This is a genomic window from Bartonella doshiae NCTC 12862 = ATCC 700133, from assembly GCF_000278155.1.
GTDB classification, from domain to species: Bacteria; Pseudomonadota; Alphaproteobacteria; order Rhizobiales; family Rhizobiaceae; genus Bartonella; species Bartonella doshiae.
On sequence record NZ_JH725094.1, the window covers coordinates 14871 to 41339 of the forward strand.

A 26469-nucleotide genomic window follows, 5' to 3' on the forward strand; every position below is an offset into this window, starting at 1 on the left:
GCTCTAAACTAAATTGTTCCATACACGTCCATCACGTTCCATCAAAACAGTCGAAGCAGATGGTCCCCATGAACCAGCACTATAACCATGAATAGGCTGCTCTATTGCTCTCCACCCTTCAAGAATTGGATCAATCCAACGCCAAGCAGCCTCAACTTCATCACGCCGCATAAATAATGTTTGATTTCCGCGAATAACATCCATCAATAAGCGTTCATAAGCATCGGGATTACGCTCAGAAAATGCAGACGCAAAACTCATGTCCAATGGAATATGACGAAACCGCATACCACCTGGACCTGGATCCTTGATCATCAACCATTGTTTTACACCCTCATCAGGCTGAAGACGAATAACAAGCCTATTAGAAAAAATTTCATCTGAAGCTGTATCAAAAATATTATGGGGAATAGATTTGAAAACCACGACAATTTCAGACATACGTGTGAACATGCGTTTACCTGTTCGTAAATAAAAAGGCGTATTCGCCCAACGCCAATTGTTAATTTTAACCTTAAGTGCCACAAATGTTTCGCTTTTGCTAACATTTTTTCCCAAATCATCAAGATAAGATCTTACAGAAACACCATCCAATAAACCAGCAAGATATTGCCCACGAACAGTATATCGCTCTACATTATGAATACCAAGTGGCATTAAAGAATGCAAAACTTTAAGTTTTTCATCACGCACAGTATTTGCACTATTGACAAATGGTATTTCCATGGCAACCAAACAAAGCAATTGTAACATATGGTTCTGGACCATATCGCGTAGTGCACCAGTATTCTCATAATACTCTGCACGCCCTTCCAACCCTAAAGATTCAGCAACTGTTATCTGAACATGATCAATATAATTAGAATTCCATAATGGCTCATACAGCGTATTCACAAACCGCAATGCCATTAAATTTTGAACAGTCTCCTTGCCAAGATAATGATCAATACGAAAGATTTGATCTTCGCCAAAAATTCCTACCAATGTATCGTTGAGTTCAACTGCTGTTTTTATATCGTAACCTATTGGTTTTTCAACGATAATACGTGTTTTTTGCGTTACCAAATCGTTTTGCTTCAACCTTCTTGCAATATCACCAAAAAGTGGTGAGCCAACCGCCAAATAAAAAACCCGAATATCAGCTGAATCTTCTGACAGTAATAAAGAGAGATTTTCCCATCCCATATTTGATAAAGCATCAACAGAAACGTAAGTTAAACGTTCAAGAAAACGATTGAGCTCAACTTGCTTGAGATCATTTGGAGAAACATGTTTTTCTAAAGCAGCACAAACAAAATTGCGATACTCTTCGTTGCTCAACAAAGACCGTGAAATCCCAATGATACGTGTTGGCTCACTAAATTGCCCCACACACTGACAGTAATACAGAGCAGGAAAAAGTTTGCGTAATGCCAAATCACCATTGCCACCAAAAACAATACAATCAAAAGAAGAGACTGGTATAATTTTACTGACCATTGACTTGTCTATCTTCTCATTAAGTGATAAAAGCTCAAATAATTCATAGAAGCCTCAATCATTAAAGCAGATAGACACTAAATAAGCCATTAATTTTCTTCTTTTTAATGAATGTTTAATTAAAAACGATCCATCAAAGAAAACCAATGCATTGCTAAAAAGACAAGGGGGTAACGCAACACCCTTCCACCAGGAAAAGAGGAAATCTTTAAATCCTGAAAATGCCTAAAGCGCTCACGCTTTCCACTTAACCATTCAGCATATAATTTTCCTATAAAAGGAGCAAGCATCACTCCATGTCCCGAATAACCACCACAGTATGTTATATTGGGAAGAAGTTGGCGAACATAAGGCATACGTTCAGCCGTAATTGCAACCGTTGCACCCCAACGATGGGTTAAATTTATAGAATGTAAATCAGGATAAATTTCGGTAATCTGTCGTCGTATATGTGTATCTAAATTCGTTGGATGCTTATCATCATAACTTTCTACCCCACCAAATAATAAACAATTATCAATGCTTTTGCGAAAATAGCGAACCATGAAACGGGAATCATCTACTGATTCACCACCCTGAAGAATTGAATTCTGCTTTGGCAATGGTTCAGTTGCTCCAATATAAGAACGAATAGAAACAATCTTTTTTTCAATAAAACGCTGAAGACCAAGTTTATATGCATTTGTAGCTAATAAAACATGCTCTGCCAACACACTCCCTTGTTCTGTCATCACCACACAATGACCATTCTCACGTTTTACCGCAGTTACTTGTGTCTTTTCATAAAGTTGAGCACCAGCATTTTCTGCCTTTTGTGCCAACCAAATAACCAACTTTAAAGGGTTTATATGCCCAGTATTGGCATCATAAATGCCACCATAATAAAAAGATGAGCCAAGTCGTTTAGCTGTTTCGTCTCTCTCCATAAAAGTGAGACCATCATAGCCATAACGTTGCATTACCTCAATATGCCGTTGATAGGATGCTATTTTACGTTTTTTATGGATAACAGAAAAATGCCCTGCCATAAAATCACTCTGACAATCAGACATTTTACACCAAGATAAAATATTTCTTTTGGCCTCTTCAGCTAAATCAAACAATGCCTTACTTCTCTCAAAACCGTAGTTTTTCTCTAGCGTTTCTACCCATTGTCGTTGACCTGTCCCCAATTGCCCACCATTGCGCCCTGAAGCACCATCTCCAAAACGCGAAGCCTCAAACAAAACAACACTCACCCCAGCCTTCGCTAAATGATAAGCAGCCGAAAGCCCTGTAAATCCCCCCCCAATAACAACCACATCACACTGTATCTTTTCGCAAAAAAATGGATAAGAGGGGCGTTCTTCTAAAGTATCTTCATACCAAGAAATTCCTGGAGAAATCGGATTATACTCAATCATCGTGATAAAACTCAAACATTAAGCAAGAGATATTCGCGTTCCCATGGGCTAATTACTTCCATAAAAGTTTCAAACTCTTGTCGTTTGATTGCAGCATAAGTGCTTACAAATACATCTCCCAGAATAGCACGTATCTCTGTATCTTGTTCAAACAAGTTGACAGCCTCAATAAGCCCACGCGGTAATTCAATATCATCAGCATTCACATTATTTGTTGTTGGCTCATCTGGTTCAAGCTTCTTCTGTAACCCAATAAAACCACAAGCTAAAGAAGCTGCAAGAGCTAAATAAGGGTTAGCATCTGACGAAGGAAGCCTATTTTCAACACGCCGTCCATGGGGAGCAGAACGTGGTACACGGAAAGCCGTAGTACGATTATCATATCCCCATCGCAAATTAACAGGTGCTGAAATATCAGGCATGAGACGTCGATAAGAATTTACATAAGGCGCAAGCATCACCAACACCCCTGCCATATGCTTTTGTAATCCACCAATAAAATGACGAAAATAGATACTTTCCTCGCCATCTTCCTGTGTAAAAATATTCATACCTGTTTTTTTATCAATAACAGATTGGTGAATATGCATAGCAGAGCCTGGCTGTCCTTGAATAGGCTTAGCCATAAAAGTTGCATACATATTATGCTTAAGCGCCGCTTCACGAATTGTGCGTTTAAACATAAAAACTTGATCAGCGAGTTCAATCGGATCACCATGACGTAAATTAATTTCAAATTGACCAGCCCCTTCCTCATGAATCAGCGTATCAATTTCCAATCCCTGTGCCTCCGAAAAATGATAAATATCATCAATCAGATCATCAAATTCATTCACACCAGCAATTGAATACCCCTGCCCTCCACCAATCGAACGCCCAGAACGACCAACCGGAGGAACTAAAGGATAATCAGGATCAGGATTCTTTTGCACCAGATAAAATTCAATTTCTGGTGAAACAACAGGCTTTAATCCCATTTGCGTGTACAAATCAATCACTGTTCGTAAAACATTTCTTGGCGTGTAATCAACAATCTGCCCATTTTGATACACAAGATCACAAATCACTTGTGCAGTAGGAGCCTCTTCCCACGGTACAATGCTCAATGTAGAAAGATCAGGCTCAAGACGTAAATCACCATCTGTTTTTGGATATTCAAAACCACGACCATCTTCAGGATAATCTCCTGAAATTGTTGTCATAAAAACTGCTGAAGGCAATGCTAATGATGTCTCTGATGTAAATTTTTTAGAAAGCATCATTTTGCCACGAGCTACACCCGCTTGATCAGGTGTAATACATTCAATATCTTCTACATCTCGGAAAGCAAGCCACTGCGAAACCTGCTCCCAATTGTTTACACCACGTAAATTTTTGAGAAAATCAAAAACAGGCTTTGAAGCTTTACTTTTCATTTATTTACCATTCTTCACAACTCTAATGCACAAACTCAAAAAAATAATCAAGCACGACTTTGATGATACTACTCCATGCATGAATGCCATGCAAAAACTTTATCAATTTAATTTTAAAGAATACCACTACTTCCACAAAGGAAAAAGCGGGGCAAAAGATCCCATGTGTTATTGTAAATTGCTTATTATGACAACAAAATGAAAAACTGGTACTGCACGCGATACATCGGTGCTAACGTTCTCTTTAAAAACACACAGATAATTACAACCAGCTTCAAAAAACAGCCTTACCAATGAAGTCCTAGCTAGAGAGTTGCGTGCACAACGCAATAATGACACACTGATTCCCGCAAGCGTGCTTCACATATTTGTACGCGTAGCCTGTACGGAGTCTGCCGCTCCTAAATACTCAGACGTAATGCTACTGGGTCGTACAGTGACTGCAGTTGCACCCTTAAACACCGGTTCCTACCATATCATAATGCTTGACAAAAGCATCATGCCATCATAGCAACCGCTTTGCGTATGGGTTCCACAACATAGTTCTACAAACTGTTGACGCATTGCCAAGCTAAGAGTTTTCTTGCCCACCTATGCCAATGAGACCATCACTATCCTCTTTTTGAATCGTAAAACAAAATGATTTACCATTAGCGATAAACCATCTGCTCAAAGTCAAGCTAGCTTAAACTCATAGCATTCTAAACCTTTAGGCTCGCTCTGCCTCCAAGGGGGGCATAGTCAGATAATATCACTCCCGTCACGTATTCACGCGCTGGGACAAAAAAATCTGAAACTATGAGGCAACGCTGCGTTTGTATGCAGCGTTGTTGTTAGGTATAAGCTTCTATTGAGATAGTTCTGATGAGAAGCACCCACATCTAATGGTATAGGGATTAACTTGGATTCTTTCGAAATGCTATATATAAATTTAATGTGCCGCCCCAAAACACACCACCAGTGAACCCACTTAAAAGTCCCAAAAGAAGGTTAAAATCAAATGCATATTTCAAATCAGGTTCAACCTTGAGAAAAACAATCAATGTGAATTTTATGACAAAAGCGATAAGAATAAATGTCAGCGTCAACCGCGTACCAGGCAGAATAATGAAATCCGTTCCCTCTTTGATTTTTAAACGCGGAGTAGCACGCCAGAGCAACCAGCCAACGCCAACGCCGATCATCAGCCCCGCCAACATTGAGATTGCTCCCCAGCGTGGGAAGGCCAGCTCTTTAATCACATCGCTTGCGCCCAAAAAAAGAAAGACTAACGGCAAAAGAAAAAGGCGGTAAACCTTCATTTCCCTATCTTTCAATGCGATTATTCCCCTCGCGATGAGAAAAATAAGCAAAATCCAGGCCCATAAAGGGGTTCCAGTCAGAATGTTAAACAATGACATATTATGCTCCATGATGTTTGATGCGATAAAATAGGATATGTTTGCGTTTTTCTTCAGAAACACCAGCACTGGCATAAAAATGATAAAGGGTTTCTTTACCAGCAAGCTCATCAATGAAACCAGAGCAAATGACAGATAGCAAAAAACTGTGGGGTAGTTCAGTAAAAGTGTAGACCATCCAGCGAGATAATTAACAAACAGGACAATAACTGTCAGAATGTTCGTAATCATCACGGGTTCTCCCTGTCAAACAATTTTAATATTCACAGCAATAATGGACAATAAAATCACAGTTAAGATGAGAGAGCGTTCGACCAGAGTTAAAACGTTTCTATTGATAACCCAGGAGTAAATACTCCACGGAATAAAAGAGATTATTATGTTAAACATGGCGCATCCTCCTTTTTATATTTGATAGAAAACTTACCGCAAGTGCTTCGTTTTTTAGTTTCCGTATGAATATAAAAAACGCCACCCGGTTCACACTCTGTATCCTGTTTAATGGTCAACTGATAGGTATCTCCCGGATAAACTGCCTCAATGAACTTTACTTTTTTCAGCGCAACAGATGCGATATTTTTCGCCCTACCCTGCGTGGCCAAAGCCAGAACCATCTCAATCAATAGTGAACCAGGACATACGGCGCGGGAGGGGAAATGTTCCTCAAAAAGCGGGTGATGCGCATTAAAGGAAAAGTATAAGAATCTCCGGTTACGAAGGAAATCTTACATAAATCGCCTAGTAATGGAAGAGCGACTTTCTCAGAACACGAGTCAGGAAAGCAGATCTTACTGACAATGATGATTGCCTGCGCAATAACGGCCATGCCATTGTCGTACGGGCTGGCCTTACAGTGAATACGGTATGCCTCATTAATGCGTTTGTCCTTCAACGCGTAACCGATCGCTATTAAAATGGGTGGTAGAGAAAAACTGTTCAACCATAACAGGGAGATAGCGATAAGTGAGATCCGAGTTTTTAGCCACCACGGTAGCGAATTGAACTGGAAACTGATGCAAGACTTCGAGTAACAAGCCCTGTTTCAAATAGTTATGGGCTAAATCCCAGTGAGAAATATCGATTTGCCCGCAAGCACGCATCGGTGCAGTTAAAGTAATACTCTGACATATACCCAAGAAATTTGGCTCGGTACGATGCTTTATAGCCATGATTGGGGGACCTTTTTATATTTTTCTCTTAAATCCTTTGATGATAAACCAAAGGAATGAGAGTTAAACCGCGCTTGATAGTGCGCGAGAAGTATCGGCATACGAGACAAACGAAAAAAGCCAACAATCCCAGCTCAGGAGCAGCCCGATGTTTGCCCATGGTGCTTGCAATTAGAAAATAGACATTGGGTTGCAGTCCTGTATTGTCCGAAATAGATCGCGCAAGCGAACTGAAGGGGCGCATAGGCGCCTAAAAGCGTGAAAAAAAATCAACCCGGACATCTCGTTGCATAATCGGATGACCAACCCCTGGCCAGGGGTTGTCTTTGCAACAATGCGTTACCGCCGCCTCAAGATTTCCGGCTTCAATCTCATGGAGGACACTAGAAAGTCACATGACAGCATATTTTCAGGCTCCCATATGCGCTGGGCCAGTGGCACAAAACCACCGATTAGTGCAGAAATGACGTCGCTCTTGGTACGGTTGGTGGGATTCGAACCTACGACCTCTGGTGCCACAAACCAGCGCTCTAACCAACTGAGCTACAACCGCATAAACAATGCCAACGTTTAATAACTCTTTACTTCTTGTGTAAACAATTACTCTTTGTCTGTGTGACATAAGGAAGATCAGAAGAGTTTGCAAGCCCCTTTAAAAAAATCACACATTTTTTATCAAGAAAAAGAGTTTCTACAAAGGAAGCGTGCGATTTGCCCAATGCTCAACACGATTATCACGATATGTCTTTATAGTATCAACACCCTCTTTCTGCATAAGCTGCAAAATTTCTCTCAGAATTGTGATGGCAAGATCTGGTCCTTCATAGACCATTCCACTATACAATTGAATTAAATCTGCACCAGCTTTGACTTTTTCTAAAGCTGTTTGTCCATCATTTACGCCACCAACACCAATAATTGCAATCTCTTTCCCTAATTTTTGTCGCATTTTTGCAAGTACAATAGTAGAACGCTCAAAAAGTGGCCGTCCAGAAAGCCCGCCTTTCTCATCACACAATACCCTATCCGTAAGTCCTTGACGCGAAAGAGTGGTATTGGAAATAATGAGTCCATCAAAATCTGAATGTTTCACTTCTTCAGCCACATCATCTAATTCTTTTTCTGATAAATCGGGTGCAATTTTTAAAAAAAGTGGAATGGAAAAGCCATGTTTTTTCTTTTGTTCATTCCGCGCTTGTGAAAGCGCATTTATCAAAAGATGTAAACTGTCACGTGCCTGTAAATCACGTAAACCCGGTGTATTAGGCGAAGAAATATTAACTGTAAAATAATCAGCAACATCGTAAAAACAAGCAATGCCAGCAATATAATCGTCAATTTTATTGACTGTATCCTTATTAGCACCAATGTTAACCCCTACAATGCCAAGCGGTTTACACGCGTGAAGCCTACTGTAAACGATGTGATGTCCATCATTATTAAAACCCATTCTATTAATAATTGCTTCATCTTCTCTTAAGCGAAAAAGCCGTGGCTTGGGATTTCCAATTTGAGGTTTTGGCGTAACTGTACCAATCTCAGTAAAACCAAATCCTAAACGAAAAACAGCGTCAACAACCTCTGCATTCTTATCAAATCCAGCAGCAAGACCAACAAAATTTTCAAATTCAAGACCCGCAACAGTCATAGACAAACGCCTATCAAAGACTCTTTGGCAACTGTTCAATCCACTTTTCAAACCAACAATCGCTAAACGGTGAGCACGCTCTGGGTCTAACATGAAAAAAGCCGAACGCCCAATACAACGAAAAAAACTCATCAATCTTTCTCCACGATATAAAACAATCCTTCGCCTCTCACATAAATTCTTTAACACAAAAGACCGAAAATAAAGATGGTATAGCATAATAAATAAGAATGTTTCTCTTCCTGCAAGAAAGTTTATAATATCATCAATAACCAATCATGCTTATGTTTATAAACCCTAATAAAAAAAACCTTCTGTTTTTAATTTTTTTGCAATTGTTTAAACATCGAAAATTGAAACAATCTGTCAACATAATCAATAAATAAGCTATAAAATAGATTCTTTACTTTGAACATATTCTCATAAAAAAATTTTGAAATCATTTTATAATTCAAACACAATTTCACTCTTTTCGTTGAAAAAATACTGACAGATTTTATAAAAAGTATTTCTATGAAATGCTTTTATATATAAAGAGTACAAAGCTCCTTTTAAGTTTCTGAATAGGTTATATACTTTAGAAAGGAATTTTAATATTTATAAATAACGCTAAAAGAAAATAAAAACTGCTCTTTCTTTTTTCATGAGAAGCCATAGTTAAAATTACTATGCTTACACACAAAGGGGAAAATGCAATGTTTAAAGAATTCAAAGAATTTGCTCTAAAAGGCAATATGATTGATCTCGCTATCGGTGTCATTATAGGAGGGGCTTTTGGTGGTTTAGTCAATTCGATTGTCAACGATATTTTTATGCCAATCATTGGTCTCATTACGGGTGGTATTGACTTTTCTAACATGTTTATTCAACTTGCTGGTGAAAAACAAGCTACATTAAGCGCCGCTAAAGCAGCCGGTGCAACTGTTAGTTATGGAAATTTTATCACTTTACTTATTAATTTTATTATTATTGCTTGGGTCCTTTTTCTATTTATGAAAGGCATGAATAAAATACGTCGCAAACAAGAAGAAGAGAAACAAACCAAAGAAATGTCTCTGGAGGAACAACTTTTATCAGAAATTAGAGATTTGTTAGCGAAGAAAAAATAGGTTTATGCGTGGTCATCTCTATGGAGCACAGGAAAAAACATCTCTACAGTTGTTCCATGTTTGGGCTTTGAGAATAACAAAAATTGTCCACCATTCTCTTCTACCATAGTCTTACACATTGGTAACCCTAAACCCGTTCCGACAAAAACACTGTCACCAGATCGCCCATCTTTGCGCTCCACCTGACCATAAGGTTTTAGTGCTTGCACAATTTCTTGGTCACTCATCCCTACACCATTATCACTTACTGAAATCTTCACACTTTCTTTTTTTCTATAAGAAACGTGAACAATAATTTGTCCACCCGATGGTGTAAAACGAATGGCATTGGAAAGAAGATTCCATATAATCTGCCTAAATGTTTGTTGCGATATACAAATAAAAGGTACATGAACCGGTGCAACGATGCGCATAATAATGCCATTATGATTCGCTTGCGTTTCAAGAAAAGCCATACTCGCACGCAAACAAGATATAACATCAAATGATTCAGCTATAAAGGATGTATTGCTTTGGCTATTGGAACTAAAATAATTGGCTTTTGAACACTCAAGCAATTGGTTAACAAGAGATAATATATGTTTTCCAGATGAGATAATATCACGTAAATACCCGCGATAACGCTCATTTTCTATTGAACCAAAACGGCCATCCCTCATAATTTCTGCAAAACCAATAAGAGCATTTAAAGGTGTTCGCATTTCATGAACAACCCCAGCCATTTTATTTTCTTCTGCTTTATCCAAAGGGAAAATAGCCCTTGTCATATCCTGCAACATAACAGCATAACTGTCTTGTTGTGCTAAAAGTAAAATCATCATAGAAACCTTTATATTCTTATGATTTTTTGTCATTAAATTAGCTGTCTCTCCACGATTAAAAACCTGATTTTTCCCCTTCACACGGATCAACTCAAAATATTTTTCTACCAAAAATCGGCTTTGCAAAGTAAATAAGGATGATAATGGCTGCCCAAACAATTCATTAATCTCATAGCCTGTTAATACCAAAGCAGCCCGGCTAGCCGATTGGATGAAACCCTGTTTATTTAACCATAAAATGCCATCAGTGGCTGTATCCAACAATGATAAAACCACCGCTGGTTCTTTTATGAAAGCTTGTTCTATAATATCTTCCGGCAATGTTTGTGCATAGGGCACATGAACTTCCGTTTCCTCAACCAAATGTTCACACTCTACCGATAAATCCAATTCGCTACGCAATCGTTCTGCAATCTCACGAAAAGCTGAACGTTCTATCTCCGAAAGATTTGACATCTTTGTTTCCGATTTTTCATCTCTTCTTTTCTGTATTTTTTCTTGCATCTTCAAAATGCCAAAACCACGAAAACCTTTAAAACGCTGTTTGGCATCAAAAATCGGCAAAGCAGATAATTCAACATTAAGCCGCTCTGGAGAATCATCAACCGGCCATTGAACTATCTGCTCACGCCAAGGCATAACTTCTTCAATAAAACCACCAAGAACTTGATATTGCTCATCATGAAATCGACGAGCAAGTTCATAAAAATGAGAACCTAAAATAGAGGAAGATACAGGTCCAACAATTTCAGCTAATTCTTTTGAAACTTCAAAAAATCGGCCATTTTCATCTATTTTCCAAGTAAAACGTCGTGGCAAAAGCTCTGGCGTAAAACGAAAATGTTTTTGCATACTCTCCAACTCATTTGCGTTTTAATGGCACGCATAAAATCAAAAACGCGCAGGTTCTACCGCTAAGCAAACAATATCATCTTGTGTATAAACAGCTGCTATAGACAAAATAATTCTGACTGACATTTGACTATCATTTGTCTGTAGCAGAATTTTGGCTGTTTTTTTTGAACAAAACAAAAATTAGAAATGGCCTCCAGCATAGTTGCCTATTTATCTATAACTGTAACCAACATTGTTGCATCACACAAATCAGCAATAGAAAAATATTTTTTCTGACGAATCTTCCAACAAAAATATCTCATCTAAACAAAAAATATCGATAGAAACTACATAAAATCAGTGTAGCATTTTAAACCATCCTACGTAATAAAATCCCATATTACGCACTTTTTAATCTCTTACAATTCTCTACTTTCCTAAACACAGTCAGCTATTTGAACATATATTCTATAGCAGAAAAACCCAAAATATGCTACAATACCAATTTGACCAAAGAATATTTTTATAATATAAGGAGAGAACAAAAGTCATTTTTCCTCTCATAATTTATGATATTCTAGCTAATATAACAATACCGAAGAATCTCCAATATTTCCTTGTATTATTCTGAACTATCACCCATAGAAATCTATGCAAAATCTTACTTCTACTCTGTTTTCTCCATTTTAAAATTTTTGAATTGCGCAGTAAAAACGAATATGAAGAAATACCTGTTTTCATAAAATAATCAAGCAACTTCTTTTGAAATAACTACCTTTACACTTCATTATCTTTATATTCCTTCAGTAAAATTTCACGTTTCCCAACATGGTTAGCAGCTCCCACAACGCCTTTTTCTTCCATGCGTTCAACAAGAGAAGCTGCTTTATTATAACCAATTGCAAGACGGCGCTGGATATAAGACGTCGAACATTTTTTATCACGCATAACTATTTTAACAGCTTGCATATAAAGTTCTTCATTATCCTCATTAATACTTTCTACCGGCACAATTCCGGCTACTGAAACACCAGAGTCCTCATCTTCTTTATCCTCTTCACTATCCGTTACCTTTGCTAAATAATCAGGTTTTCCTTGTACTTTAAGATGCGCAACTATAGACTCAACTTCCTCATCAGAAACAAAAGGACCATGAACGCGTACGATACGCCCACCACCAACCATATGAAGCATATCACCCTGACCTAAAAGTGTTTCTGCACCTTGTTCTCCCAAAATTGTACGACTGTCAATTTTTGATGTTACCTGAAAAGAAACACGTGTAGGAAAATTCGCCTTAATCGTACCTGTAATGACATCAACAGAAGGACGCTGCGTTGCCATGATAAGATGAATACCTGCAGCTCGTGCCATTTGCGCTAAGCGCTGGATGGCATTTTCAATTTCTTTACCAGCCACCATCATAAGATCGGCCATTTCATCAACAATCACAACGATATAGGGGAGCTGCGTTAAATCCATCGCCTCTTCATGATAAAGAATTTCCCCGCTTTCTTTATCAAAACCGGACTGTACAGTACACATGATTGTTTCGCCTCTTTCTGCTGCAAGCGCGACTCGTGCATTAAAACCATCAATATTACGCACACCTAATTTAGCCATTTTGCGGTAGCGTTCTTCCATTTCACGAACCGCCCATTTTAAAGCTGTTACAGCTTTTTTAGGATCTGTTACAACAGGTGTTAAAAGATGTGGTATGCCATCATAGACAGAAAGCTCCAACATTTTAGGATCAACCATAATCAAACGACACTGCTTTGGTGTCATGCGATAAAGAATTGACAAGATCATGGTATTAATAGCAACAGATTTACCCGACCCTGTTGTTCCTGCAACTAATAAATGAGGCATTTTTGCTAATTCTACAATAATAGGCTCACCATTAATTCCCTTCCCCAACGCAAGAGCTAATTTAAATTGGCTTTCACGAAAAGAATTTGATTGAATCAGTTCACGCAAATAAACTCTTTCACGAACCGCATTTGGCAGCTCAATCCCTATAACATTACGTCCAGGAATCACCGCAACACGTGTGGAAATCGCAGACATCGAACGGGCAATATCATCAGAAAGACTAATGACCCGCGATGATTTCACTCCAGCAGCAGGCTTAAATTCGTACATTGTCACCACTGGTCCCGGATGAACGTGAATAATTTCACCCTTAATTCCAAAATCTCCCAAAACGCTCTCTAAAAGTCTAGCACCACATTCCAATGTTTCTTGGGGGATCACTGCTCCTTCATGAAAAACAGGCCGCTGCAATAAATCGATCGGAGGAAATTCATAACTGTTATAGTCAAAAGATTGAAAGTTTTGGATAAGATCAGAATTGCGGCTTCCTAACAGTTTATTTGAAGCCTGTAATATTTTTCCTGCTGGCTTCATCACAGATGAATTTTCTACACTCTTTGCGGTATCTTTTATTATACAATTAACACTATTACTGACATTTTTTTCTGCTATAGTAGCTGGTTCATTAGATAACGAATGAGCAGTATCTTCTATAGGAAATACAGAATGATGCACTTGCATCGCTTTATCAGAATCATTTTTTACATGCTTGAAATCAGAAACTTGTGCAGTTTCCTGAATATCTTCTGGAGATTTTGATAGTATGGAATTATAAAATTGTGGAAAGCGACATTCAAGAACACGGTAAAGAGCAGTAATTGTCTCATCAAAAGTAGAGGCATCTTCTGGCACAATCTGATCACTCGTACTATGAATTGCTGTTATATCTTCTTCTGAAACTTGGAAACTGATCTGTTCAAACATAAAAGGCTCACACTCAAAAAATGCATCATCGGAAAGATGCCACATAGGTTTTGTTTTTTGCGCTACACTTTTTTCCTGTGACTCAGGTTTTTTTGTATCTTCCTGTATTGAAGTACAAACAGTTTGCCGTGACAACTGCTCCAAAACTGTTGAATGACAAATCGATGCTTTATTCTCAACCGATTGAGGATGAATAATACTTTTGGTCAACGAAGAATTCTTTTTTCCTTTGTAATAGTGTATAATATCTGTTGGATTTTTTCGTTCTTTCTTCATAAAAATTTTGAGTTGTTTCGCGAAAACTGGATCTTCTTCTATGCGACGACGTAAAATCTCAACTTCTGGCGTTCGCGTAAAACGTACGTTCTGACCAAGAGTAAAAGCTTTTTTCCAAACTTCCGGATAAGGAAATATCTCAGAAATTCTGATAGATGTTTTTTCTGATTCACCTCCCAATTCCTCATCAGAAAAAGAAGATGTAAAAATAGACTTTGTTTTCGAATTATGCATGACACCCAACAAACCTTATAGCAATGAAAATAATTGCCTCTTTAAAAAGATATGTAGAGACTATAATATGAAGGTTAATAACCTTTTGCTAGCTGCCATTTTTTAACAAAAAAATAACGCTATAATCCCTATTAATGATGCTCTCTCTTTACCCTTATTGAATAAAGTGCAGAATGCATTGTGTCATCCAACTGAATTTCACTTAGTTAAAAAACTTCATCATAGAAATTAAAAGAAAGCTGCCAATACTTCTCTTTCCTTCCCTTTACATACAAACTAATGGACTAAAATAATACAAAAGCTTGTCACAGCTAAGCTCTTTTAATTTTCCATTTTTATTGCCATAAAATTGTTCAATTTTTTACCTTTGAAAAGATTATTCTTTGTTATCCTTGTTATAAAGAGCTCAAATAGTATACAATTTAGCAATACTAAAATAAAAGAAATGGGAGTGTGTCATGTTAAATAAGCGCAAATTTTACATCAATGGTCGATGGGATGACCCAAGCACTCCTCATGATTTTCATATTATAGATCCATCAACAGAAGAAGCTTGTGCCGTTATTAGTATTGCTAGCATAAAAGATACAGAGAAAGCTATTAGCGCTGCTAAAGAGGCTTTCCAAAATTGGAAAACAACCTTACCAAGTGAACGGCTTATCTTCATTGAAAAAATTTTAAAAATCTATGAAAAACGCTCAGAAGATATGGCAAAAACTATTTCAATGGAAATGGGAGCGCCTATTGACATGGCGCGCAATGCACAAACGGCAACCGGTAGTTACCATATTCGTAATTTTATCAAAGCTTACAAAGAGTTTTTGTTCCGAGACTTTTTAATAAAAGGAAATGAACATGCTCTTCTCCAGTATGACCCTATTGGCGTTGTAGGATTAATTACTCCATGGAATTGGCCCATGAATCAAGTCACTCTTAAAGTTATTCCTGCTCTTCTGGCTGGTTGCACTATGATCTTAAAACCTTCTGAAATAGCTCCTCTTTCTGCCATGCTCTTCGCTGAAATTATAGATGAAGCTGCCCTTCCTGCCGGCGTTTTTAATTTAATTAATGGTGAAGGTGCTAATGTGGGCTCCTACCTCTCTTCTCATCCAAGCCTGGAAATGATTAGCTTTACCGGATCCACCAGAGCAGGAAAAGATATTTCTAAAAATGCCAGTAACACTTTAAAACGGGTCTGTTTAGAACTTGGAGGTAAAGGAGCGAATATTATCTTTGCCGACGCTGATACAGATGCTATTGAACGTGGTGTACAACACTGTTTTTATAATAGTGGACAAAGCTGTAATGCGCCAACACGCATGCTTGTGGAACAAACCATCTATGACAAAGCCATCAAAACAGCTAAAAATATCACTGAACAAACAAAAGTAGGGCCGAACTACCAAGCAGGAAATCATATTGGCCCCGTAGTTTCAAAACAACAATATGACAAAATTCAAGAGCTTATCCAATCTGGAATTGACGAAGGAGCAACTCTTATCTCAGGTGGAACTGGTTTACCAATAGGAATGAAACGCGGTTATTACGTACGTCCAACAGTTTTTGCCGATGTAAAACCTCATATGCGTATTTTTCGAGAAGAAATATTTGGTCCAGTTCTCTCGATTCTTCCTTTTAACACAGAAAATGAAGCTGTAACCTTAGCTAATGACACTGATTATGGTCTCACTAACTATATACAATCACAAGATCGTAATAAATGTCGTCGTATTGCTGCACAACTACGATCTGGTATGGTAGAAGTTAATGGACACGGTTTACCCAGCGGAAGTTACTTTGGAGGCGTGAAATTTTCTGGACGCGCCCGTGAAGGTGGACGGTGGGGAATTGAAGAGTTTTTAGATACTAAAGCAATTTCATATTGGTAAAAGAATCTTATTAAGAACCTAATAGGAATCGTATATCGTGACACAACAAATAACGGATGAGGATGCTATTGGACAACGGCTGGATCAATGGCTAGCCAAACAATATAACAATATGCTCTCACGTTCACGTCTGCAAATCCTCATCCGTGAAGGTTTCTTGAAAATTGATAATCGCATCATAAAAGAACCGAAAACCAAACTAAAACAAAACCAAATCATCGAATTGACAATGCCTGTCCTTCGTGAGGCAAAACCTAGCGGTGAAGCCATTGCATTGGACATTCTCTTTGAAGATGATCATGTCATTGTCATCAATAAGCCAGCTGGTCTCGTTGTTCACCCTGGCAATGGAAATTGGACTGGCACATTAGTTAATGCCCTTATTTACCACTGTGGCAATAGTTTATCTGGTATTGGCGGTATTAAACGTCCTGGCATTGTCCATCGTCTCGATAAAAATACAAGTGGAGTCATGGTTGTTGCTAAAAATGATCTTGCTCATAAAAGTCTCAGTGCCCAATTTTCTGACCATGGACGTACCAGCGCATTAGATCGACGTTATCGTGCCTTGATTTGGGGAGCACCTAGTCGTAATGTTTTGACAATTGATGCATTCCTTGGACGTTCTCCTCATAATCGAACAAAGCAAGCGGTTGTTTATAGCCAAAATCCTCATGCACGCCATGCCGTTACACATCTTTTTCTATTGGAAAAATATGGAGCCTGCACAGATGCAACGTCTTTTGCAAGCCTACTGGAATGTCGTTTGGAAACCGGTCGTACACATCAGATCCGTGTTCATATGGCCCACATCGGACACCCTCTTATCGGTGATGCTGTTTATGGAAATGCTTTTAAAACAAAATCAAATATGCTCAATCCCATCATTAAAAATGTAATTGATCAATTCAACCGACAAGCACTTCATGCGGCTAGCCTTACCTTTGAACATCCCGCGACAGGTGAAGTTATGTCTTTTTCCTCACCTCTCCCCCAAGATATGACCGAGCTTATTAATCATTTTAAAAAAATTAATTGAAACTTTTCGCCCTCTCATGATTTCACAATAAAATATCTCTTTTTGAACAAAATTAAAAATTATGGTAGGATAAGGTTATAGAGATGTTTATGTAATGTCTAAAAACAGAATTTGCCTTATCAGGGAATTCACACAAAAAGGAGGGTGCTATATGGCCCAAATGAATCTGCTATCAGTAACCATAGGTGACGGAGGATTGAGTCGTTACCTAGAAGAAGTTCATCGCTTTCCAGTACTTGAACCAAAAGAAGAGTATATGTTGGCTCAGCGTTATCGTCAGCACAATGATCTCAAAGCTGCGCATAGATTGGTAACCAGTCACTTGCGTCTTGTAGCCAAAATTGCCATGGGATACCGCGGTTATGGATTGCCCATTGGAGAAGTCATCTCTGAAGGTAATATTGGACTTATGCAAGCTGTTAAGCGTTTCGAACCAGAACGTGGTTTTCGGCTTGCAACCTATGCAATCTGGTGGATCAAAGCTTCAATCCAAGAATATGTATTGCGATCTTGGAGTTTAGTAAAAATGGGGACAACAGCCAATCAAAAGCGCTTATTTTTCAACTTGCGTAGATTAAAAAGCAAACTTCAAGCCTTTGACAGTGGTGATCTTAATGCAGAACAAATTAAGGAAATTGCAACCCGATTGAATGTCACAGAAAACGAAGTTGTATCTATGAATCGCCGGCTTGGTGGTGATACTTCCCTCAATGCGCCTCTTCGTACCAATGAAGGTGAAAATAGCGAGTGGCTAGATTGGTTAATAGATGACACCGATAATCAAGAACAAATTTTGATCGAACAAGATGAATTAGAAAATCGTCGTTCCATGCTAACACGTGCCATGGATAATTTAAATGAACGCGAAAAGCATATATTCAAAGCGCGTCGTTTAAGAGATGAACCGTTGACACTGGAAGAACTCTCAAGTGAGTTTAACATCAGTCGAGAACGTGTAAGGCAAATTGAAATGCGTGCGTTTGAGAAAGTACAACATTCCGTTAAAGCTTCTGCTTTATCTCAAGGGCAGATATAAAATCCCCAAAGAGATTATAAAGCCAATGTGTTGCGCATTTTTGAAACAAAAGATCTATACGCATTGGCTTTTTATTCTTGAATGGAAACTACTTAACCCTTTTTACGGTGAACTACTGTCTATAGCACTGTACCTTACTCATATAAGTACTCTATTTTTTCTGACCAAGAATTGTTTGCTGGTTTGATTGCACAAGCCATTGTCCAATAACGTCATTAAAGATAGACTCGCCTATCGGTCCTTTTGCAAAGGTGAGCTCGTTTACACGTCCCTTTTTATCAATCAATACCAAACGCAGCCAATCTAATTCTCGTATCAATTGTAAATTTCTGTCAAGGAATGGATGATTGTCGCTCAATGCAACAAGAAAAAAATTATCGTCAATCTTTGCGGCAACAGTTCTTGTTAAAGCTTGCCCAATAGATTGTTCAGTCGCCTTAAAAGTTAATGTTTGAACATTACTTATAGCCCGACCTAAAAATTTATCAGAAGGAATAAAAATAAGATCCATAATATATGCAGCAGGGAAAGATAAATCGGTATTACGGCGTAAAATTAACCTTAATGTTAACCCCTCATCTGGAATTGTTATATCACCCTGTATAGCCGATTCTTCTGGAGCACCCTTTATGCGAGACTTCTTTATAAGAGTCCAATGTGCACTACCCATTGCTACTTTTTCTGCTTCATAATCCGTACGTGCTTTATACAATATAGCTTCACCTTGTTGTTCCATTGACCGCAAATTAGTTGTAACAACTGTTGAGGATCCTTCCTCATTGGAAAAACCTGATTCTTGATCTAAACCGACATCAACTTCGCTCCCATCTTCTAATAAGCGTTGTGTTAACTTTCTATTAATAGAAAATTCCTTGGGCAAGTTATGAGAAGCTTTAACATGTTCGTTCAATAACTGGTGATCATTTAATACAAACACACGTCCAGCAACAAAACAAAAGCAAACCACACAAATGATAAAACAAACAAAAGCAGCAACACTTATTATAATACGCCTTTGCATCGATGATTTATTCGCACGACGCACAGCTTGAGAAAAAATATGTGAAACGATGTGCGTATTATCTGTTTGCACAGAAGGAGCTAAAGGTGAAACCTTTAATATGCTTTTTTTAACATGCTGAGCAGTCAAGTGAGTATCCATATTCACAGGCTCTGCATCTGGTGTAGCTGATACAGAAAACGCATCAAATTCCTTGTTGTTCTTTAAACTTGAGAGAGAGAGCTGGCTTTCTTTTGTCGCTGCCATTAAAATATCATTACCTTGCGACAACATAGAATCTTGTATGCATTTATTACTTTTTACTATGCCTGCAGTCTTCCACCCAATGACTGAAGAAAGCAATGCTTTTTCAACCGCTAAATATTCTTCTTCAACAGCTGCAATAGCACTTTGCAAAATCTTTCTTTGCTCATCTACCACTGCTTGCGGTATTGTTGCTGCTGCAAATTGCTGTTCTAATGTTTCGATAGCTCGTTTATAAATCCGCTCACGCACATATGGTGTAACATTACTTTGCGCATTAATTGCCTTTTTTAAGATTCCAACGAAATCTATCATATCCTCTATAATCTTTCTCAAACTGAGGAGAGAAATCTCAACCAAAAGGCAAAAAACGCTCCTATTTTAGCCTTCTCAATTCATCGTCATTTATATATTGATACAACCATCGCCGCAGCTTAATTTAAGGTGAATATGGAAAATAAACAATACTCTTTTTTCTCACTTGTCCTTAAATCTCTCTCATATGAAAAAACAAAACGAAAACCTATACAAAAATCTAAAAATAATGGTTAACCTGAAAAAGGATCAGTAACAAGGATAGTATCTTCACGCTCAGGACTCGTAGACAATAAAGCCACCCGTGTATTAATTAGCTTTTCAATATAGCGTATATATTTGACAGCCTTTGCTGGTAAATTTTTCCAACACAATGTACCTGCTGTCGCTTCCTTCCAACCCTCCAATGTTTCATATACTGGTTTTACACGCGCTTGAGCTCCCATAGAAGAGGGTAAATAATCAATTTTTTTACCATCCAGTTCATAACCAACACAAATTTTAATTTCATCCAAACCATCCAAAACATCAAGCTTTGTCAATGCTATACCCTGAACACCGCAAATCGTTACCATCTGACGTACCAAAACAGCATCAAACCAACCACATCGACGTTTTCGGCCAGTTACAACGCCAAATTCTTTCCCACGCATTCCAATAAGTTCACCAATATCATTCATCTGCTCTGTTGGAAAAGGCCCTTCTCCTACACGCGTTGTATAAGCCTTTGCAATACCCAAAACATAATGAATTGAACTTGGCCCTAAACCTGAACCAGTACATGCCTGTCCCGCAACCGTATTGGATGATGTCACATAAGGATAAGTCCCAAAATCATTATCTAATAAAGCACCTTGCGCACCTTCAAAAAGAATGCGCTTTCCCATACGATCACTTTCATCTAAAAGACGCCACGTACAATCCATAAAAGGTAAAATTTCACCTGCAACTTGCGTTAGTTCATCATAAAGTGATTGAGAATCAATCTCTGCAACACCCATCCCACGACGTAACGCATTATGATGTCCTAAAAGACGTTCTATCTTCGGCATAAGTGTATCAGTTTCAGCCAAATCCATCACTCGGATAGCACGACGCCCTACTTTATCTTCATAAGCCGGACCAATACCACGCTTTGTTGTACCAATTTTTAAACCCGACAGACTACTTTCTCGGATTGCATCAAGATCGCGATGTACAGAGAGAATCAATGGAGCATTTTCAGCTATACGTAAAATTTCTGGTGTAATCGTTACACCCTGATCACGAAGTTTTTTTAATTCTGCAACAAAATGATGAGGATCAACTACAACACCATTACCAATAATTGATAACTTCCCACGAACTAAACCAGACGGTAAAAGTGATAATTTATAGCTCACTCCATCAACAACCAATGTGTGTCCTGCATTGTGCCCTCCCTGATATCTCACTACAATATCAGCCTGCTCAGATAACCAATCTACAATCTTACCTTTGCCTTCATCTCCCCATTGTGTACCGACAACTACTACATTGGCCATAACTTTCTCCGTCGTGTTTGGTCAAATAAAACCAGTATTTAAAAACAAACGTTCCCTTATAACGAAACCTTGGAGCAAGTGCGACTCTTCATTTCAGCTTTTTCCCAATCTTCATGTTATTGAATCCTAAGCTTCACGATAATATTGGCAAAAATATTAAAATATAAAATGTCTTTTCATTTTTTATCCGTCATTTTTGACATAAATCAATTAGAAAAATTTAAAACTTTTTGATGCTATTTTTTACAAAATTTGACAAATCATTTATACTTACCCCACAATCTTTTTTCAATCTCTGCAGTATTTGAAAGCTATCTGCTCACTGCAAAAATACGAGAATTCATCATAACTTCCCGTACTTTTTCTGAAAAATACGTTCTAAAAATCGTCAAGACTTCCTTAAAGTTGCGCCTTTTCAACCTGAAATGCCCATTCAAGCCATTGTGTTAAAATTTCAAGATCAGAAGCTTCAATTGTTATGCCTGTCCAAACCCGAAGTCCTGGAGGTGCATCACGATACGAACCAATATCATAAGCAACCCCTTCTTCATCAAGACGATTCACTATTGCTTTTATAAAAGACACTCGCCTTTCAGTATCCAAAGCAGTAATAGCTGGATCCACAATATTTAAACAAACAGATGTGTTAGAACGGACTTTAGGATCTTTGGCCAAATATTCCAACCACGGTGTTTTGCTAACAAAAGCATCAAATACAGCAAAGTTTTTCTCAACCCGTTCCCTTAATGCCGGCCCCCCACCCAAAGATTTTGCCCACCTCAATCCATCAAGAAAATCTTCAACACAAAGCATAGAAGGTGTATTAATTATTTTCCCCTTAAAAATATCTTCATTCAACTTTCCGTTTTTCGTCATATAGAAAAGTTGAGGCATAGGCCAAGTTGGAACATGGTTTTCAAGCCGCTTAACAGCACGAGGACTTAAAATCACCATACCATGAGCTGCTTCACCTCCCAAAACTTTTTGCCATGAAAAAGTAACAACATCTAATTTTAAAAAGTCAAGATATTGCCCAAAAGCTGCGGATGTTGCATCACAAATTGTTAGTCCGGCTCGCTTATCTGGAATGAAATCTGCATTAGGAATACGCACACCAGAAGTTGTCCCATTCCACGTAAAAACCACATCACGATCAAAGTCAATTTGTGTTAAATCTGGTAACTCACCATAAGGTGCTTCAAAGCGCCGCACATCAGAAAGCTTTAATCGCTCAACAACATCTGTGTTCCACCCAAAACCAAAGCTTTCCCATGCAGCCATATCAACGCCGCGCTCACCTAATAAAGACCATAGAGACGCCTCAACAGCACCGGTATCTGAACCAGGAATGATCCCTATACGATAATCAGAAGGAACTTCAAGAACCTCACGGGTTAAATCAATAATTTCTGCAAGCCTTGCTTCTGCCTCTCTCGATCGATGTGAGCGCCCAGCTAACGCATTTTTAAGAACTTCAATAGTCCACCCAGGTCGCTTACTACAAGGACCTGAAGAAAAATTAGGATTATTTGGACGATAGCTTGGTTTTTTTAACATTATCATTATTCTCCCCTTTTAGATGACTTGCCTTCTTTAAAAAAAACAAGTTATTATAAAGACTCTGCCAATAGTCTCTTGAAACAAAAATCAAAAATGTTTTCTATTTATTTCGTAAGCTTAAAATGCACGGAACCCTTGTGGAAAGTATCCCAACGAACATCCCTCCCGATTGATTCTTTGAAAGAATTTTTCCGCACCATCGCCACGATAAGACAGCATCTTGATGATCAATACACTAACGCATCACAATATACCTAGCAAGTCGATTCTATAAAAATAAGCCACTATAACGTTTGGAATACAAGAATAAATTTATAAAAAATCAATTATTTTTCTTTTGATGACTGGACAGAGAAAATTTTAATGTTATAACCGCACACGTTTCACGTGTTTTGTGAAACGTGCCCAGATAGCTCAGTTGGTAGAGCAGCGGACTGAAAATCCGCGTGTCCGTGGTTCGAATCCGCGTCTGGGCACCATTTTATTTCTTCAGCATATTGAAATATATAGATTTTTTCTTTAAACAGCCATTTTTAGACCACCTTTTAGACCACCTTCTACAGTTTATATAATTTTATCTAATTTGTTCTTATTTGCTCCTTATTTTTCTTTGGAGTGAAAACTAAGATCTCTTTTTTTCTCCACCTCACTGCTCTCCCTATCTTATATGGCTCTGGAAACAACCCCTGAAGCACCCAATTGCGAATCGTTGTTGTGGATACACTAAAAAGCTGTGCACACTCACGTGTCGTTACATATCTATCTCCATCATCAAATATCATCTCATTACCTTTCTCTTTTTTATATTAACTAAATGGGTGGGGGTGCTGGGAGGAGAGAGCACCCCCATAGGTTTAAGCAGCTCTTGCCAAGATCTGCTTCATGTCTTGATCTATTTCCGCTAAGAAGGTTTCGACAGCTTTATTGATCTCTTCAATGTGTTTCTCATCACGGAGTATGCGTTTGATTTTCATTCTCAAACGAGTAGATCTCCCTACAAATTGTGGATTATAACTTACGAAATGACACCATTTACGTCCAGTGCACGCCATTTGGAATTGTATCTGCGCAATATATTCAGGCTTGATATTGCCATCCATAAAAAATCGTAAATGGTTGGCTGATTGTGGGCATTTGATTTCAACTAAACCGTCTTCACCAACGAACCCATCAGGGCTTGCACCAGCCATTTCCATTGTGGGATGTTGGATAAATCCGCACCTTGTGACCTCTGTGTCATAAATGAAGGCATATTCTTTCAAGGCATCATCCTCATGTTCAATGCCCCATTGCATAGCTGATGTTGTATAGGATTGGCTTGTTTCTCCTGTTAAGCGCTCTGTCATGAGTTTCATTTTGTAGTCTTCATATTTGCTTGTCGGCAATCCTTTTGCTGTCTTACTGATAATGTTGTAAACATTAGATGCGGTGACTTTACCCAAGCGCGCTTGAAACCATTCTGCTGTTCTTTGTTCCATCTTACACCGCCGTTCTTTGTTCTTGTGGTGCATATTCTATATCTTGGACGTGAATATACTCGGCATCTTGTATAGGAACGTATGTTTGCTTTTGTGCTGGGAGGGATTGTAAAGCTTTTTCTTTTTGAAAATTTTTCCTTTTTTCCAAAAGTCCCAAAACCTCTTCTGCTTTTTCAAGAGACATATCTGTTAGCTTTTCTACTCCTGCATAGGAGAGAAGACTACTTTCATCTGTCCCCGTTTCTTTAACTAATTCTTCGATTTGCGTAAGCACATCATAAGAAACTAACTTCGTTTGTACGTTATGGTTTGCTTCATTGATACGTTTTGCTTCATCTTCTTCATAAATACCGGAAAACCCGAAAGCATAGCGAGCACATTGTATAGTGGCTTTATGGCGCAACATACGTGCTGGATATTTTTTCCAAGGGTCACTGTTGTCTTGTGCGCATTCTTTGAGATATTCGGTGACTTCGATAGGGTCTTTAATTCCTTTGAGACGAATAGCACATTTAATAGCAATGAGCTTCCCATCCTTATCGAGTTGATCTTGAAAGGTCATGCCATCAAAATTAGGATTTGATTTGATGATCTTTATCCAACCGTCGATAGAAACAACAGGGATCATGCCGCCGCCTTTTTTAGGAAATACATAAATTTCTTTAGTTAAAGGATTAAGTCCATAAGTTTTGGCAACAAAAAGAAAAGTAGCAAATTCTGCATCCTTGATGATACTAGCATTTTTATCTCCAATACAAGTTTTCATGATTGTGGTTCGAAATTCTTCAGCATCAAATCCATATTTTTCTGCTATTTCTTTTAAAAAAGTAGAATTTGTCATCTTGATTTCCTCCATTGCGCGCAATTCCCCCGTGGCGTGAATCACGCATGTTTTAAAATGCTGGTTGGTTGTTAAATTTTTATGTCTTGAGGAATTCTCGTGTTTCCGCGAATATTAGCTAATCCACGAATTTCGGCATTTCTAAAAATCTTGACTGCGTCATAAATGCGAGCACTATCATAAACTTTTGCATCTCCAAAAATCTCAACATTTCCATAATTAACTTCATCCTCATACGTGAAATTGGAGCATGATATAATGACATCACCATAAACTTTAGCATTGTTATAAATGAGAGCAGGACCACAAATTATTGCGTTCCCATATACACGAGCATTGTCGTAAACCTTGGCTCTATTCTTTATTCGTGCATTCTCAAAAACTTCTGCGTCACCATAAATGCGTGCGTCATTGTAAACTTCTGCATCACCGTAAACATGAGATTTGCCGCGAACAACAGCATCACCAAAAACATGTGCACTACCAGAAACCTTGGCATTACCGAAAACAACAGCACGCCTGTAAACTTGTGCATCAGAATAAACTGAAGCATTTCCACTAATACAGGCGCCATCAAATATCTTGGCATTATGCAAAATGATAGCACTTTCATACACCTTGGCATCATCATAGACCCAGCAATTGCCATCATGCGATAAGTTGCTTTCATTTTCAATAAAGCCACCAAGATCTCCTTTTTTGACATCATCAAAATCTCTTAATGCTTTAATTCGGTGAAGAGTTTTGCCATCAAACTTAATTGTTTCATCTGTTAGTTCGTATTTTTTTTCCATGATTTATTTCTCTTAATGCATGCTTTGTTTTTTAATCTCTTGAGACAACACACCAATTCCTTTTGCTGTGATTTTTGCGCAAGGAATGACTTTTTCTATTCCACTTGCGGTTTGAAGTGTGATGGTTGGACAATCCATAAGTT

19 protein-coding genes, 2 tRNA genes and 1 pseudogene are annotated in these 26469 nt (G+C 38.2%); 5 read left to right on the forward strand and 17 right to left on the reverse strand.

Annotated features, from left to right (window positions below; genetic code table 11):
* Positions 1-3: 3 nt before the first annotated feature.
* From zwf to MCS_RS00095, 8 genes and pseudogenes are all read right to left on the reverse strand, one after another.
* Positions 4-1479, reverse strand: coding sequence for a glucose-6-phosphate dehydrogenase (gene zwf / locus MCS_RS00055; protein WP_004854183.1), 1476 nt, complete (start codon positions 1477-1479; stop codon positions 4-6).
* A gap of 119 nt (positions 1480-1598) precedes the next feature.
* Complete coding sequence (locus MCS_RS00060; RefSeq protein ID WP_004854185.1) at positions 1599-2882, reverse strand: NAD(P)/FAD-dependent oxidoreductase; 1284 nt, start codon at positions 2880-2882, stop codon at positions 1599-1601.
* A gap of 11 nt (positions 2883-2893) precedes the next feature.
* Complete coding sequence (locus tag MCS_RS00065; RefSeq protein WP_004854186.1) at positions 2894-4297, reverse strand: glutamine synthetase family protein; 1404 nt, start codon at positions 4295-4297, stop codon at positions 2894-2896.
* Between the two features lie 896 nt (positions 4298-5193).
* Positions 5194-5931, reverse strand: a complete 738-nt coding sequence (locus tag MCS_RS00070) for a DUF6622 family protein (protein WP_244595989.1) — start codon at positions 5929-5931, stop codon at positions 5194-5196.
* A gap of 143 nt (positions 5932-6074) precedes the next feature.
* Positions 6075-6338 (reverse strand): annotated as a pseudogene (locus MCS_RS08550) (hypothetical protein); the annotation flags it as partial.
* 231 nt (positions 6339-6569) lie between these two features.
* A complete protein-coding gene (locus MCS_RS08555) occupies positions 6570-6866 on the reverse strand; it encodes a hypothetical protein (RefSeq protein WP_004854195.1) in 297 nt (98 codons plus the stop codon).
* A 476-nt stretch (positions 6867-7342) separates the two neighbouring features.
* Positions 7343-7419 (reverse strand) — tRNA-His (locus MCS_RS00090).
* Positions 7420-7557: 138 nt separating this feature from the next.
* Positions 7558-8646, reverse strand: coding sequence for a quinone-dependent dihydroorotate dehydrogenase (locus MCS_RS00095; RefSeq protein ID WP_004854197.1), 1089 nt, complete (start codon positions 8644-8646; stop codon positions 7558-7560).
* 563 nt (positions 8647-9209) lie between these two features.
* Between MCS_RS00095 and mscL the strand changes: the two genes are divergently transcribed.
* On the forward strand, positions 9210-9623 hold the full coding sequence (gene mscL, locus MCS_RS00100; protein WP_004854199.1) for a large conductance mechanosensitive channel protein MscL: 414 nt from the start codon (positions 9210-9212) through the stop codon (positions 9621-9623).
* Positions 9624-9625: 2 nt separating this feature from the next.
* Here mscL and MCS_RS00105 read toward each other — a convergent pair whose 3' ends face one another.
* Positions 9626-11296, reverse strand: coding sequence for a PAS domain-containing sensor histidine kinase (locus tag MCS_RS00105; RefSeq protein WP_004854201.1), 1671 nt, complete (start codon positions 11294-11296; stop codon positions 9626-9628).
* A gap of 759 nt (positions 11297-12055) precedes the next feature.
* The gene (locus tag MCS_RS00110) at positions 12056-14587 is read right to left on the reverse strand and encodes a DNA translocase FtsK (protein ID WP_004854203.1); all 2532 of its coding nucleotides are present in this window, start codon (positions 14585-14587) and stop codon (positions 12056-12058) included.
* 458 nt (positions 14588-15045) lie between these two features.
* Between MCS_RS00110 and MCS_RS00115 the strand changes: the two genes are divergently transcribed.
* The 3 genes from MCS_RS00115 to rpoH all read left to right on the forward strand — a co-directional run bounded on the left by MCS_RS00115 (position 15046) and on the right by rpoH (position 18551).
* On the forward strand, positions 15046-16476 hold the full coding sequence (locus tag MCS_RS00115) for an aldehyde dehydrogenase family protein (RefSeq protein ID WP_004854205.1): 1431 nt from the start codon (positions 15046-15048) through the stop codon (positions 16474-16476).
* Between the two features lie 34 nt (positions 16477-16510).
* Positions 16511-17515 (forward strand): RluA family pseudouridine synthase, encoded by a 1005-nt coding sequence (locus MCS_RS00120; RefSeq protein WP_024864282.1) that lies wholly within the window; start codon positions 16511-16513, stop codon positions 17513-17515.
* Positions 17516-17666: 151 nt separating this feature from the next.
* Positions 17667-18551 (forward strand): RNA polymerase sigma factor RpoH, encoded by an 885-nt coding sequence (gene rpoH, locus MCS_RS00125; RefSeq protein WP_004854208.1) that lies wholly within the window; start codon positions 17667-17669, stop codon positions 18549-18551.
* Between the two features lie 151 nt (positions 18552-18702).
* On the opposite strand, the gene MCS_RS00130 is transcribed toward rpoH, so the two are convergent.
* The 3 genes from MCS_RS00130 to MCS_RS00140 form a co-directional block, all read right to left on the reverse strand.
* Positions 18703-20130, reverse strand: coding sequence for a hypothetical protein (locus MCS_RS00130; RefSeq protein WP_024864283.1), 1428 nt, complete (start codon positions 20128-20130; stop codon positions 18703-18705).
* 233 nt (positions 20131-20363) lie between these two features.
* Positions 20364-21653 carry an adenylosuccinate synthase gene (locus tag MCS_RS00135; RefSeq protein ID WP_004854211.1) on the reverse strand — a complete coding sequence of 430 codons (1290 nt, stop codon included), beginning with the start codon at positions 21651-21653 and terminating at the stop codon, positions 20364-20366.
* Between the two features lie 399 nt (positions 21654-22052).
* Entirely contained in the window at positions 22053-23216 is a 1164-nt protein-coding gene (locus tag MCS_RS00140) for a phosphoserine transaminase (RefSeq protein WP_024864284.1), read from the reverse strand.
* A gap of 400 nt (positions 23217-23616) precedes the next feature.
* Between MCS_RS00140 and MCS_RS00145 the strand changes: the two genes are divergently transcribed.
* Positions 23617-23692, forward strand: a tRNA-Phe gene (locus tag MCS_RS00145).
* Between the two features lie 99 nt (positions 23693-23791).
* On the opposite strand, the gene MCS_RS00150 is transcribed toward MCS_RS00145, so the two are convergent.
* The 4 genes from MCS_RS00150 to MCS_RS00165 all read right to left on the reverse strand — a co-directional run bounded on the left by MCS_RS00150 (position 23792) and on the right by MCS_RS00165 (position 26326).
* Complete coding sequence (locus MCS_RS00150; RefSeq protein WP_004854214.1) at positions 23792-23995, reverse strand: helix-turn-helix transcriptional regulator; 204 nt, start codon at positions 23993-23995, stop codon at positions 23792-23794.
* Between the two features lie 72 nt (positions 23996-24067).
* Positions 24068-24691 (reverse strand): lambda exonuclease family protein, encoded by a 624-nt coding sequence (locus tag MCS_RS00155; protein ID WP_004854216.1) that lies wholly within the window; start codon positions 24689-24691, stop codon positions 24068-24070.
* Position 24692: 1 nt separating this feature from the next.
* Entirely contained in the window at positions 24693-25532 is an 840-nt protein-coding gene (locus MCS_RS00160; protein ID WP_004854217.1) for a RecT family recombinase, read from the reverse strand.
* Between the two features lie 71 nt (positions 25533-25603).
* Positions 25604-26326 carry an LbetaH domain-containing protein gene (locus tag MCS_RS00165; RefSeq protein WP_004854219.1) on the reverse strand — a complete coding sequence of 241 codons (723 nt, stop codon included), beginning with the start codon at positions 26324-26326 and terminating at the stop codon, positions 25604-25606.
* Positions 26327-26469 lie beyond the last annotated feature (143 nt).